Raw genomic sequence first — 13,159 nt, 5'->3', positions numbered from 1 at the left:
ACAAAAACCGGGCGACAAAAACTCAGCCGAATGGAAATTCGTTGAGGTTTTGAAAGACTGGCCGGTCAAATTCATGTCGATTCGGTCTTGGGTGAAAGTTTTTCAATAACGAACACGGATTCAGGTATTAGATCATCCTCCTCCCATCATTTCGTTAACCGATTTAAAGAGAGCGCAGTGAGATTGACGTTTCCCAGTGCCCAGATTCATCTCTTCTGGCGCGCCCGAAGTGATTAGAACTTCCGCAATGGATACAACAGCAGACGAAGATTCAGATTACTGAAACGACCGCAATGGCAGAACTCCAGTCCGTGGGTTGACGCGCCAAGCGTCCGCTCAACTCGGATACCTGCCTTTGAACCCATGACAGTTCATCCGGCAGCAATGAGGCGATTGCCGTCTGTGGAATTGCGAAGGCCAATGGCCGCAGCGGGTCGGATGCAGCATGCTACGAGTGGCGGCTTTCGGGCGACGTATTTATAAAGTTGTGTGGAGGGAAAGGGCGCTTTTTCGCCTGATACAGGGTGACAGTGATAGCGCACCTGCTCCACCAATTTGATGCAATGCCGCATGTCGATCCAATATCAATCACGAAACTCGGATACCCAAAATTTATACAGCTTTTTTGTAGCGTTCTTCCATTTTGTCCATCGCCGCCTTGATATGTTCGCTGTTCTGGTGAGCGTATCAATCACGGAGTATGGATATTTACCCATTCCGAATGAAACGTTCGAAGGTGTCTTCAGGTTCCTCCTCGTCATGATTTGGCCCTTGCCATTCAGCATCGGGCATCAGCAACAGCGTCAGTGTGTAATCGTACTGGCCTGCCTCTCGGGCCATTTCGGTCACTGGCATGCTGGACGGCTCGCGGCAAAACCAGGACCGGGCACGGCCCGTGCGGTTATCGGCCAAGTCAAAGCCGTGGTAACTGTGCGCCAAAGCATCGCGGGGCAACTCGATGGTGTTACGCCGGGTCGCAAAGTATGAGCCAGACTTGAGTGCTGCCCTGTTTGACTTGGCCCAGAGCATATGGTCATCACGACTGGCAACCAAAACTGCCCGTTTGGGCGCAATTTCAATCCAGCGCAAGGTTGCAGCAGTCAAGGAAACGCCATACCTGTCCGAACAATGTCCCAAAAGATCAAAACTGATCGGTTGTCCTTCCACCTGGCGCCGAAAGTCGTCCAACGGCATCAGCAGCGTCGATGCGAACAAATCCGCTTCAGCCTCGATGTCACGTTCGTTGTTATCCCCCGTCTCGATGTCACCATCACCACACTCAAAAATATCCTGCTGATGGCGATGCAGGATGTAGTGACCGAATTCATGGGCAATCGTGAACCGTTTACGGCCATCTGATTGCCTGGCGCTGTTGTACAGGATCAGCCACTTCGACCTCATCTTGTTCGCTTTCAGCAGGCCATCGAAACCGTCCAGATCCTCGCCCTGAATTCTGTCGATCGGCGAATCTTTGAAACACTGCCGGGAATATTCCTGAGCCACCTCATTCACCTGGACGGGAAAACGTTCAATGCCCAGCACCTGATTGAGCATTGAGGAGATTCGATTGGCCTCGGCCATAGGCTTTTTGGGTTCTGTCATTCATCTTCCCAAGCATCAATGATTCTTCTGATCTTTTTCTTGTCCGGCTCGGACATGGCTTTGAATTTGCGGAAGAACGCTTCATCAAGCACTGCTTCGTCCGGTGTGACCGAGGACTCAGTGAGCAGGAACTCAGTAGTGACTTCAAGGGCGACCGCAATCTTGCCGATCTTGTCAGCCGATGGTTTCGGATCGTCTTTGTTTTCCAGTTCCCAAATATAACTCTTGCTGGAATCCGTCAGATCAGCCAACTGATCCAGACTCATCCTTTTGTTTTTACGCAATGCCCGGATTTTATCACCCAAGGGGGACGGCACTTTTCTATCCTCCATTTGTTGTCAACAACCTGCAAATTGTACCACCAAAAAGAACGATCTCGTGCCTGTTTGACAAACCTATCAATCCTCTGAAATAATCCGAATTGTTCGGTACGCCGAACGATGTCGGTCAGCACATCCCCAACCTGAAGCAGGGGAAATCGGGCTGATATGAACCCGTCCAACTTACTGATGAAGGGATGTTTATGAATGATGCTCAAAATATTACCCATCTGCTGGGCCATCTGCCCCCGGCAGTTTTTCATGAATTTATAACTGGAGAATTTGGCCTGGAATGGCCCGAACCAAACTCGAAGTTGGGCAAAAGAGAACAGCGTGCAACAATGCAGGCGGCAGTATCTGGTCTGGATGTTCATAAGCGCCAGAAAATCGAGGAAGTCGCCGAAAATATCGTGTTGCTGTCGGACGGAGCGGGACAAGATGTGGTGGACGGGTTTTCGGCGGACATTTTTGATGATACAAGCCGTGAAACTTTCGCGATCATCGCCAACCAGTATGAACGCACCTTGTGGCTTTATATCAACGAACCCGTACTATTCAGGGAAGCACTTGATGCCAGGCAGGCCGATGTTTTCCGTCAGAGCGCCTCCTGCTATTCGGGTTTCATGGCTCCATCCAATCTCCCTGTCTTGGGAGATGAGGCTTCCAAGGCCGCATTTCATAAATCCGTTGCTGTCCAGTTGGGCTGTTCCGAAGATGGTGTTGCGATCCAGATTTTCAAACGTCTGCGCCCTGATACCCAGACTGGCGATGATGTGGCTCTGTATCAGTTCAGCATCCATCACAACCGGCCACCTGAAATTGTCGATTGCGTGAAAGCCAGTGAACTGGTGCATCAGGAAGTAATTCGAGCAGTGTCGTCGCACATCACCTATGAGCCAACCCACGGTTACCTCGAGGTACTATCAAAGGATACGGATGGTCGAGAGGCTCTGGCACGGATCGTAGCGGATACCCTGCTACAGTCACCCATTACCGGCACGAAAATCCCTCTCAAACGCTACGATTACCAGAGCCTTGCTACACCCCAGCCGTTTGATATATCAGGAGAGGATGTAACTTCCGCCAAAGTGATCGAGTTGGGCTATTCAGATTCGAACTACCGATCATTGGTGGTCAAGACCTCGGCAAAGGATGTCGACAGTATTTACACTGCCGCAAAATCGCTGATTTTACCAACATTTGATTTCCGTGATCACCTCCTCAGTTACGCCAAATTATCCATCCGTCTGAAAAAAATTGATAAGGAACGGTCTCGCACAATTACCATAATTCTGCGCGAAGAGAATAAGTGCAACATCAAGACCAAGCGGGAAAAAGATCGGGCATTATGTGACCGCTTGCTGGCCAAGTGGCATCTGGTGAAGGAGATCGGGAATGCCAAACCAACTATCCACTCAATCGCTGCTTGCCCTCATCAGTCTGTTTGATCGGTCAAACCAGTCAATTGTTGGATCTGATGGCCAGCGCTTACAAGGTGTGCCTGGGTGGAATTTATTCGGGCGCATTTTCCTGTCAAAGCCGGAAATCAAGGCATGGACGGATTGTGTCGGTTATGCTGGATTTTATCCGGCACCCTGCGGTGACGAACGGATTGCGGTTGAAATCGGGGAGGACGAGGATCCGGGACGATACCACTACCGCTGTCCAGAGACCTTTCGCACCAAATATGTCGCAGTTGATCTTGTGGCCGTGTATGCGGTCCCTGCCGTCAAACTGCTGACCTTGCTGGCGGAACTGCTCGGAATTCCACAAGTCCACCGACGTGGCATCACAATACCGGCCATCGATGGGGTGCTTTGGAATCTTGGCAAGATGCGAATTGGGAACGTGCAGATGAACGTATGGCTGGTCCGAGGATTGTCGTCATGTATCGATCAGGTTTTTGCTCATTTTGAGGCGCCGTCAATTCCTGAGCATGGATTGATTTTTACTACGGGGCAACCCCTGCCTGACATTGTGCCGCCGCCTCGAAGCTATCGCATTATTCCAATTGCCAGCGCGCTGGTGGATTATGCGGTCAAGCCAAACATTGATACCGATCTAATCCGCCGCTTGCTGGTGGCACCGGCCGGAAGAAAAGTAGAAAAGTCGCTCCCAGTTCGCTTCGACCCGTACGCCAACACTCTGGTCATCGCCAACAAGGCTGACAAGCCCTGGACCATCAAGGGAGTCAAGCAAATCGCGGTAGTGAAGTATCTGGTCGAGCAGTTCAAGAAAAACCGCATTCGTGTTTCTGCCGGAGACATTTTGGTTGCCGTTTACGGTTCAAGGGATGCGGCAAAAGGCAAGCGGGTCGCAAGCATTTTCAGCAGTAATGATACATGGCTCGACTACATCGAACATGACAACGAAGGGTACGGCCTCAAACTGGAATAATGCAGCAGCAATCTTTATCACCACGCATAGCCGCCTTCGGGCGGTTTTTTGTTTTCTGGCATCCGCTTTTTCCCGTTCTTGCTGATCCCGTACATCAGCCCGTACATGGCGTTGGCTGACGCCCGCACATACCAAACCCGATACTGACCTCACGTTTTCGCAATCACCCGTAAGGAGAAGAATGTGAGTGTCAAACACCTCAACCAACGCCAATTGGCTGACCGTTGGGACATCAGCGATGCCACCCTGGAACGCTGGCGGTCCGAAGGAATCGGTCCTGTCTTTCTGAAACTGCAAGGGCGTGTCCTGTACCGCCATGAGGACGTAGAAGCATTCGAGTCAGAAAGTCTTCGTAAAAGCACATCTGAACGTGTCAATGCCGGAGGTGCGGCATGAGTCACATCACCATAATCCAAATTCTGAACACCCCTGCCGGCGAACTCGCCCAGCAATCCGGAGAGTCACTGTTTCAGCTCAAGAATGATGCGATGGATCTGCTGGCTGTTGCCAAAGCCGTCATCGAGCATATTGATTGCGTCAGCAATCTACGTTATGGCGCCCGTGCCCATCAACTGCGTCTGGCAGTTGGCAAGGACACAGGAGTTGTGCATTTCGATGACGGTCAAGTTCGTGTTACTGCTGATTTTCCCAAGAGGGTGGAATGGGATCAGGAGCAACTGGCCGACATCTCGCGCCGCATCGCGGCCAACGGCGACGACCCAGCCCAGTACATCGAGATCAGCTACCGCGTTTCAGAGGCCAAATTCAACGCATGGCCTGACTCGCTCAAAGGTGCATTTATCCCAGCCCGCACCCTCAAGACCGGAAAACCCGGATTTCGTCTTGCACTGATCAAGGAGTAACTCCCATGAAAAACCCCTCTCAATTGCTACATCAACTGCGTACCCGGTATGCGTTTTCCCTGCGATACCTTCCCGAGACCATCCGGATTCCTGCGCTTGAAGGCCATCGGGCCGACGAGGTGGTGCGCCCCATGGAAGAAGCCACTGTCGATGATTTATCTTTTGCAATCCAGGGTCTGGATGAGGAGTTGAGTGTCCAGTTGCGCGACCTGAGAAACCTGCGGGATCTGTATGAATTGGCCCGCAAACGCGGGGCTATCGGAACTTGCACGGTAGCCGAAGCCTTCGCGGATATCGGTCATGAGGAGGAATCCAAATGAGCCTTCCCATCATTACAGCCGACCAGCGCTTGGCCGAAAAGCGTGGCGTCAAAGGTGTACTCATTGGAAAATCTGGAATTGGTAAAACCTCGCAACTCTGGACCCTGAACCCGGCTGCCACCCTGTTCTTCGACCTTGAGGCTGGTGACCTCGCCGTAGAGGATTGGGCGGGCGATACCATTCGTCCGCGCACCTGGCAGGAATGCCGCGATTTTGCCGTGTTCATTGGCGGTCCCAACCCGGCGCTCCGAGATGATCAGCCCTACAGCCAGGCGCATTTCGACGCGATCTGCGAGCGCTTTGGTGATCCGTCGGCACTGAATAAGTACGACACCGTGTTTGTGGACTCGATCACCGTTGCCGGGCGTCTGTGCCTGCAGTGGTGCAAGGGCCAACCGCAGGCCTATTCAGAAAAAACAGGCAAACCGGATTCGCGCGGCGCATACGGCTTGATGGGCCAGGAAATGATCGCCTGGCTCACTCATCTGCAGCATACTCGTGGCAAGAATGTCTGGTTCGTGGGCATCTTGAACGAATCTCTCGATGACTTCAATCGGCGTGTTTTTTCATTGCAGATCGATGGTTCCAAGACGGGCCTGGAATTACCGGGGATTGTTGATGAAGTCATCACCCTGGCCGAACTGAAGTCTGATGATGGTTCCAGTTACCGCGCTTTTGTCTGCCACACGCTCAACCACTGGAACTATCCGGCCAAGGACCGCTCAGGTCGGCTCGATGGCATCGAGGAGCCGCATCTTGGCCGTCTTATGGAAAAAATCGCAGGTCCAGCAAAACCGGCTTCCGAGCGACTGGAGTTTGTCAGGTCGCCCGTCCTTCTTCCTTCCAACGAATCCAACTTGTCTCAGGAGTCATGATCATGAGTTACTTCAATTTCAATTCTGCTGCCGAACAATCCTCCTTTGACCTGATTCCGAAAGGCTCACTGGTGCGGGTCAGAACGACCATTAAGCCGGGCGGTTTTGATGATCCCTCTCTGGGATGGACGGGAGGGTATGCCACCCGCAACCCCAATACGGGTTCGGTCTATCTCAACTGCGGGTTCGTGGTGCTGGAAGGACCCTATGCGCGACGCAAACTGTGGTCCCTGATTGGATTACACAGCCCCAAGGGGGAAGAATGGGCCAACATGGGTCGCACCTTCATCAAGGCGATCCTCAATTCCGCCCGCGGAATTCACCCGGACGACAATAACCCGAGTGCTCAAAACGCCCGATGCATCAAGGGGTTCTCGGAACTGGACGGTATCGAGTTCCTGGGTCGGGTCGATTGGGAAAAAGACCTGAATGGGAAAGATAAAAGTGTCATTAAATCCGCTGTGACACCGGATCACAAGGACTACCCCGCGCTGATGGGTGCCACGCGCCCGGTTCTTACCCCAGCCGCATCCCATGGCCAAGCGCAACCCTTGGGACAGCAGCCGGTTCCGGGTCGCCCCAGTTGGGCTCAATGAGGGGGAATGCATCATGATGCTTCGTCCTCGCCAATCCCTGCTGGTTCAGAGAACCCTGACCGCGCTGAATCAGCATGGCAATACGCTCGCTGTGGCTCCCACCGGCTGTCATGCAGCAGGTACACAGATTCTGATGTACGACGGCACTCTGAAACTCGTTGAGCACATCATCACGGGTGATCGCCTCATGGGGCCGGACAGCACGCCCCGGCAGGTCCTCGAACTGCATCGCGGTCAGGATGCGATGTTCGAGATTCGCCCGATGAAAGGTGATCCCTTCGTCGTCAACGCCGGACACATCTTGACGCTCGTGTGCACCAACGGGGGTCGTGGATCGCATGCCGGTGAAATCGTTGATGTTGTTCTGACCGACTACCTCGACGCCACCCCGAACTTCCGTCACCTGCACAAACTATTTCGTGTTCCGGCAGATTTCCCCGTTCATGCGCCGCCGACTGTCGATCCATATTTCCTGGGCGTGCTCCTGGGCGATGGTGGGCTCAAGCATGGCGTCAATGTAACCACCCCCGATGCGGAGATTGCCGAGACGATCTATGTGCAGGCCATGCAAATGGGGCTGAGGGTTCGGGTTGAGCAGTTGCCGGACAATCTTGCCAATACCTACCATCTGGTGGGTACTCGTGGAGTTAGCAATGTGCTGATTGAGGTGCTACGTTCGCTTGGTCTGCACGGAATAGGGGCGGCCAATAAGTTTTTGCCTGTCGCTTATCAGCGCGGTGACCGGGACACGCGGTTAGCGGTCCTCGCGGGTTTACTCGACACCGACGGTCACCTGTCGCGTAAGGTGATGTACGAATATTGCAGCCTTTCGCATCAGTTGGCACAGGATGTCGCCTTCGTCGCGCGTAGTCTGGGCTTTCTGGCCACATTGCGGCGCAAGATTGTTGCCGGGGTCGACTACTGGCGTGTCTACATCAGCGGCAACTGCGACCGCATTCCAGTTCGGGTTTTGCGCAAGCAGGCACCACCGCGTCGGCAGGTCAAGAATGTCTTGCGTACCGGGTTCACGGTTCATCCCGCAGGTACCGGCGACTACTTCGGCTTCACAGTCGATGGCGATCGCCGTTATTTGCTGGGCGATTTCACGGTCACTCACAACTCCGGCAAGACCATCATGCTCTCGGCAGTGGCTGGCAACCTGTTGTCTGAGCCCGATACCAAGGCTTGCATCCTGGCCCACCGCACTGAATTGACGGATCAGAATCGTTCCAAGTTCAGGCGGGTGAATCCTGGGCTGTCTACCTCGGTGTTCGATGCCAATGAAAAGTCCTGGCACGGTCAAACTACCTTCGCCATGGTGCAGACCCTCGCAAGGCCAGAACATTTGAAGAAACTCCCAACACTGGATTTGCTGATCATCGATGAGGCACACCACGCTGCATCACCCAGCTACCGCGCCGTGATTGACCAAGCCTTGAGTCGCAACCCAAAAACTGCGATCTGTGGTCTCACCGCCACCCCAAACCGAGGGGATGGCCAGGGGTTGCGAGAAGTGTTCTCCAATGTATCGGATCAGATCACTTTGGGAGAAATGATCGCCAGTGGTCATCTGGTACCACCACGCACCTTCGTAATCGATGTGGGCGCTCAGGAGGCGTTGAGCAAGGTGCGACGCACAGCGGTTGATTTTGACATGGACGAGGTGGCGGCGATCCTCGACAAGAAACTGATTAACGATGAGGTGATCAGACACTGGAAAGAAAAAGCCTCAGACCGTAAAACCATCATTTTCTGTTCGACCATCGCGCACGCGCAAAACGTGTGCGAGGCCTTTCTTGCAGCAGGCGTTCACGCCGTGCTGATCCATGGTGAGTTGCCCGATGGGGATCGCCGGGCGCGACTGGTCGAGTACCAAAGCGGCGATGCGCAGGTGGTGATCAATGTGGCGGTGCTCACCGAAGGTTATGACTACCCCCCCACCGGTTGCGTCATCCTGCTACGCCCCAGTTCCTACAAATCCACCTTCATCCAGATGGTTGGCCGAGGATTGCGTACCGTGGACCCGGGGGAATTTCCAGGCGTCATCAAGACGGAGTGCATCGTACTGGATTTTGGCACGGCAAGTCTGATGCACGGTTCACTGGAGCAAGCGATCGATTTAGATGGGCAGTTGATCGATGGAGAGGCTCCAACCAAGGATTGTCCAGAGTGCGACGCAATCGTTCCGCTGGCCGTGATGGAGTGTCCGATTTGCGGTCATGTCTGGGAACGACAGAGCAAGGCAGTGGATGTGCTCAGTGATTTTGTGATGAGCGAAATCGATCTGCTCAATCGATCCAACTTTCGATGGTGCGACCTATTTGGGGCTGATGATGCGCTGATGGCCACGGGTTTCAATGCCTGGGGTGGCGTGTTCTTCATGAATGGTCGCTGGCACGCGGTCGGTGGCGGGAAAAATCTCCCACCAAAACTTTTGACCTTGGGCGAGCGCACGGTATGCATGGCCAAGACAGATGACTGGCTCAATGATCACGAAACCGCAGACTCGGCTTATAAATCCAGACGCTGGCTCAATGAACCTCCGACCGAGAAACAACTGCACTATTTGCCGGAACCGCTTCGTGCCGATTTTGGCATGACCCGCTATCGGGCTTCGGCACTGTTGTCCTTTCAGTTCAACAAGGCCTCGATCCAGAGGTTGGTGATGGCTGCCAGCGACAGTTATCGGGAGGTAGCGTGAAATGCGCTGTCTGCTATCGCACGGCTCGGGGCTTTTGCTGGGTCAACTCCAATCTCAGACGCAGCGACCCCAATCGTTACTCGGATCAATGGGTGTTCTGTTCCCGGCGTTGCCAGGATGCTTTCAGCAATCTCATGGAAAAAACGGAGGGACGCATGATTGATCCGACTGACATGGAGTTTTCCGCCATGAAGGCTTGCCTTGTTCCATTGGGTGACTATGTAGGGGCCATCGGCATGGAACGCACCATGGCTGATTACAGCCGTGACGAGGTATTGATGCTGATCGAGGTAGTGATTACGGCCTATCAGGACCGCATGATTGCTGAACACGAACAACAGGCAGAAAAAAACCGTGCATTTTTGGAAGAGCGCCTGATTTCGCAAGGAAAGGCTTGTTCGAGTGGAGGGCTGATCTGATGCTGGATTTCAATCATCGTCCCAAACTGCATGAAAATCTCACCGGTTTGATTGATGTCGCTCTGATGAAAGAACGTGGAAATGAAGAGGCGCGTCGCTATCTGGGCGCATCCCGCCTTGGTATGGCTTGCGAACGCGCGTTGCAATACGAATATCTGCATATCCCTGTGGATGAAGGAAGAGAGTTTTCAGGGCGGCTTCTGCGCGTGTTTGAAGTGGGGCATGTGTTGGAGGATTTAGCCATCCGCTGGTTGCGTTTGGCGGATTTTGAGATTTATACCCGCAAGGCTAATGGTGGGCAGTTCGGCTTTTCAGTGGCAGGTGGCCGAATTCAGGGTCATGTGGACGGAATTCTCAATGGTGGTCCTGAATCACTTGAGTTGACCTATCCCGCCCTATGGGAATGCAAGACCATGAACGACAAGTCATGGCGCGATACGGTCAAGCAAGGTGTCAGCAAATCCAAGCCAATCTATGCGGCCCAGATGGCGATCTACCAGGCGTACATGGAGGCCAGTGTTCCTGGCATCTCTCAAAATCCTGCGCTATTCACCGCCATCAACAAGGACACTCAGGATTTATGGTTTGAGTGGATTCCCTTCGATGGATGGCTTGCACAGCGCATGTCCGATCGCGCAGTGCGCGTGATAAGCGCCACCGAAGCAGGCGAAATCTTGCCACGTTTTGCGATGACCCCAACTCATCAGGAGTGCAAGTTCTGTTCGTGGCAGAACCACTGCTGGAGGGGCGCATGACGAACGAACCAGTGATCTGGCTCGATTACAACAGCGCCTCAAATCCGAGCAGTGATCTGGCCGCCGATACCGAAGTCCTGCGCCAAGCCTTGCTGGATAGACTGGAAGATTTTCTGTTCGAGATGTTTCCACAAGGAAAAATTCGTGGGAGCAAATTTTATGTAGGGGATATCGAGGGTTCACCGGGCAGGAGCCTGGTGGTGGAACTGGAAGGGTCACGACGGGGTTTGTGGAAGGATTTTGCCACGGATGAGGGTGGCGACCCTATCGATCTGTGGGCGCGGTTCAGGGGATTATCCACGCGTCACGATTTTCCGCAAGTCATGGAACAACTCCGAAGTTGGTTGGGGCATCTGCCTGCTACTACAGTTCATCGAACCGCTTTACACGCAAAAGTCATTCCTCTGGATGAATTAGGACCCTACACGGCAAAGTGGGATTACCTGACGACCTCGGGAGAATTGCTGGCCTGCGTATACCGTTACGACCCCCCCTCTGGCAAGGAATACCGCCCTTGGGATGTACGAGCCCGGATGTGGCGCACACCTGACCCAAGACCGTTGTATAACCTCCCTGCAATTTCGGCAGCACAGGCAGTCGTTCTGGTCGAGGGAGAAAAATGCGCTGAGGCACTGATCACTAGCGGCATCATCGCCACCACGACCATGAATGGGGCCAAGGCCCCAGTGAACAAGACCGACTGGAGCCCTTTGGCTGGAAAAAAGATAGTGATCTGGCCTGATCGGGATTCCCCCGGTTGGGATTACGCCGAAGCCGCAGCCAGGGCTTGTGTAACGGCAGGTTGTGATGCCGTGGCTATTCTCGTGCCGCCAACGGATAAACCTGACAAATGGGACGCGGCAGATGCAATGGCCGAAGGATTCGACTGCCGGACATTCATCACGCAGGGCGAACGCCGTGTGGTCAAGGCAGAACTGGCCAAACTCCCCACTTTTTCTTTGGGTGCATTGCTCGATGACGATTCGCCGCTGCCTGACGATCTCATCGCGCCCCGTGTGCTTACGCCAGGAGGACTACTGGTATTTGGTGGTGCTCCCAAGGTCGGCAAGAGTGATTTTCTACTGGCATGGCTCACCCACATGGCGGCAGGCGCCGTGTTTCTTGGCATGTGCCCTCCTCGCCCTTTGCGAGTGTTTTATCTGCAAGCCGAGGTGCAGTACCACTACTTGAGAGAACGGGCGAAATCAGTTGTTCTCCCTGCCAGCCGTCTGTTTGAGGCGCGCGTCAACTTTGTGGCAACCCCCCAATTGCGATTGATCCTTGACGAGGCAGGATTGGCACAAATCATTCCGGCGGTAAGTAACGCATTCATGGATGGGTTACCGGACATCATCGCCATCGATCCGATCCGCAATGTTTTCGATGGAGGGGATGCGGGTGGAGAAAATGACAATGGGGCAATGCTTTTCTTCCTGTCGCAGCGGGTGGAGCGTTTGCGTGATGCCATAAACCCGCAGGCGGGAGTGATTCTGGCTCATCACACCCGCAAACTTGGAAAGAAGCAATTCGAGGAAGATCCGTTCCAGGCACTGGCCGGGGCTGGAAGCCTGCGTGGTTACTACTCCAGCGGAATGCTGCTGTATCGACCTGATGAAGCGCGAACGACCCGCCAACTCCTGTTCGAGTTGCGCAATGGCCCCGGTCTTCCAGTCAAGGCCGTGGATAAGATCAATGGGGAATGGCGTGAGGTGAACTCAAGTGAACGCTTGATCAGGAAGGATTATGGCGAACGGCTTGATGCCGAGCGGCGGCGCAAGCGCGATGTGATTCTGCAGATCCTCTTTGATGAGGCAGCCCAGGGCCGCTGTTACACCACCAACCAGTTTGCTGAAGCGTTTGAAGGCAAAGCCGGATTGGGAGCCAACCGCACCATCAATGATCGGCTCTCGGTGCTGGCCACCAACGGGTATGTCAAATATTTCCGCAACGGCGAGGACTACGGCCTACCGCCTTGCGAGCGCACCAAGTTCGGCTTTCTCTGCGTCGAGGGTATGGTGTTTCACATCCTCTGTGGCGACCCCAATCTGAACACCGGCGAGATCCCCATGCGCGAGTTGAGTGTGCAGCCCACCCACTACAAATGCCCACAATCAGGTGCCGCTATGCCGGTGGAAAACCCTGAGGTGTGGGTCTATCAAGAGGACATTAACCAGGGGAGTGATATCGCATGAATACGCCACAAAACCAGTTTGCAAAAGTTCTGCAATCTGCTCCAGTTTTCTGCAATCTGCAAACTGGTTGCAAACTGCTTTTCAGTCAAATCAATAGGTTATGCCGGTTACAAATGCCC

The 13,159-nt window shown here is 53.8% G+C and carries 13 protein-coding genes; 11 read left to right on the top strand and 2 right to left on the bottom strand.

Annotation, left to right across the window (positions count from 1 at the left end; genetic code table 11):
• Positions 1–708: 708 nt before the first annotated feature.
• Complete coding sequence (locus IV91_RS0101200) at positions 709–1,602, bottom strand: ImmA/IrrE family metallo-endopeptidase (RefSeq protein WP_031595381.1); 894 nt, start codon at positions 1,600–1,602, stop codon at positions 709–711.
• A complete protein-coding gene (locus IV91_RS0101195) occupies positions 1,599–1,919 on the bottom strand; it encodes a helix-turn-helix domain-containing protein (protein WP_031595380.1) in 321 nt (106 codons plus the stop codon). The genes IV91_RS0101200 and IV91_RS0101195 overlap by 4 nt, the downstream gene beginning before the upstream one ends.
• A 206-nt stretch (positions 1,920–2,125) precedes the next feature.
• Between IV91_RS0101195 and IV91_RS0101190 the strand changes: the two genes are divergently transcribed.
• The 11 genes from IV91_RS0101190 (at position 2,126) to IV91_RS0101140 (ending at position 13,040) form a co-directional block, all read left to right on the top strand.
• Complete coding sequence (locus IV91_RS0101190) at positions 2,126–3,370, top strand: hypothetical protein (protein ID WP_031595379.1); 1,245 nt, start codon at positions 2,126–2,128, stop codon at positions 3,368–3,370.
• On the top strand, positions 3,318–4,319 hold the full coding sequence (locus IV91_RS0101185; protein WP_031595377.1) for a hypothetical protein: 1,002 nt from the start codon (positions 3,318–3,320) through the stop codon (positions 4,317–4,319). The genes IV91_RS0101190 and IV91_RS0101185 overlap by 53 nt, the downstream gene beginning before the upstream one ends.
• A gap of 183 nt (positions 4,320–4,502) precedes the next feature.
• Complete coding sequence (locus IV91_RS0101180) at positions 4,503–4,715, top strand: helix-turn-helix domain-containing protein (protein ID WP_031595375.1); 213 nt, start codon at positions 4,503–4,505, stop codon at positions 4,713–4,715.
• Complete coding sequence (locus IV91_RS0101175; RefSeq protein WP_031595373.1) at positions 4,712–5,182, top strand: hypothetical protein; 471 nt, start codon at positions 4,712–4,714, stop codon at positions 5,180–5,182. Before IV91_RS0101180 ends, IV91_RS0101175 begins: the two co-directional genes overlap by 4 nt.
• A gap of 5 nt (positions 5,183–5,187) precedes the next feature.
• Complete coding sequence (locus IV91_RS0101170) at positions 5,188–5,502, top strand: hypothetical protein (protein ID WP_031595370.1); 315 nt, start codon at positions 5,188–5,190, stop codon at positions 5,500–5,502.
• Positions 5,499–6,377, top strand: coding sequence for an ATP-binding protein (locus tag IV91_RS0101165; RefSeq protein ID WP_031595369.1), 879 nt, complete (start codon positions 5,499–5,501; stop codon positions 6,375–6,377). The genes IV91_RS0101170 and IV91_RS0101165 overlap by 4 nt, the downstream gene beginning before the upstream one ends.
• Positions 6,378–6,379: 2 nt before the next feature.
• Entirely contained in the window at positions 6,380–6,973 is a 594-nt protein-coding gene (locus tag IV91_RS0101160; protein WP_031595365.1) for a hypothetical protein, read from the top strand.
• 13 nt (positions 6,974–6,986) lie between these two features.
• Entirely contained in the window at positions 6,987–9,674 is a 2,688-nt protein-coding gene (locus IV91_RS18835) for a DEAD/DEAH box helicase family protein (RefSeq protein ID WP_150112342.1), read from the top strand.
• On the top strand, positions 9,671–10,093 hold the full coding sequence (locus IV91_RS0101150) for a DUF6511 domain-containing protein (protein ID WP_031595362.1): 423 nt from the start codon (positions 9,671–9,673) through the stop codon (positions 10,091–10,093). The genes IV91_RS18835 and IV91_RS0101150 overlap by 4 nt, the downstream gene beginning before the upstream one ends.
• Positions 10,093–10,848, top strand: coding sequence for an isoleucyl-tRNA synthetase (locus IV91_RS0101145; RefSeq protein ID WP_031595361.1), 756 nt, complete (start codon positions 10,093–10,095; stop codon positions 10,846–10,848). Before IV91_RS0101150 ends, IV91_RS0101145 begins: the two co-directional genes overlap by 1 nt.
• The gene (locus tag IV91_RS0101140; RefSeq protein ID WP_031595360.1) at positions 10,845–13,040 is read left to right on the top strand and encodes an AAA family ATPase; all 2,196 of its coding nucleotides are present in this window, start codon (positions 10,845–10,847) and stop codon (positions 13,038–13,040) included. The genes IV91_RS0101145 and IV91_RS0101140 overlap by 4 nt, the downstream gene beginning before the upstream one ends.
• Positions 13,041–13,159: the final 119 nt, after the last annotated feature.

Source organism: Ferrovum myxofaciens (genome assembly GCF_000735045.1).
Taxonomy (GTDB): Bacteria; Pseudomonadota; Gammaproteobacteria; order Burkholderiales; family Ferrovaceae; genus Ferrovum; species Ferrovum myxofaciens.
Note: the sequence above shows the minus strand (reverse complement) of the source record. Positions and strands in the feature narration are given on the sequence as shown.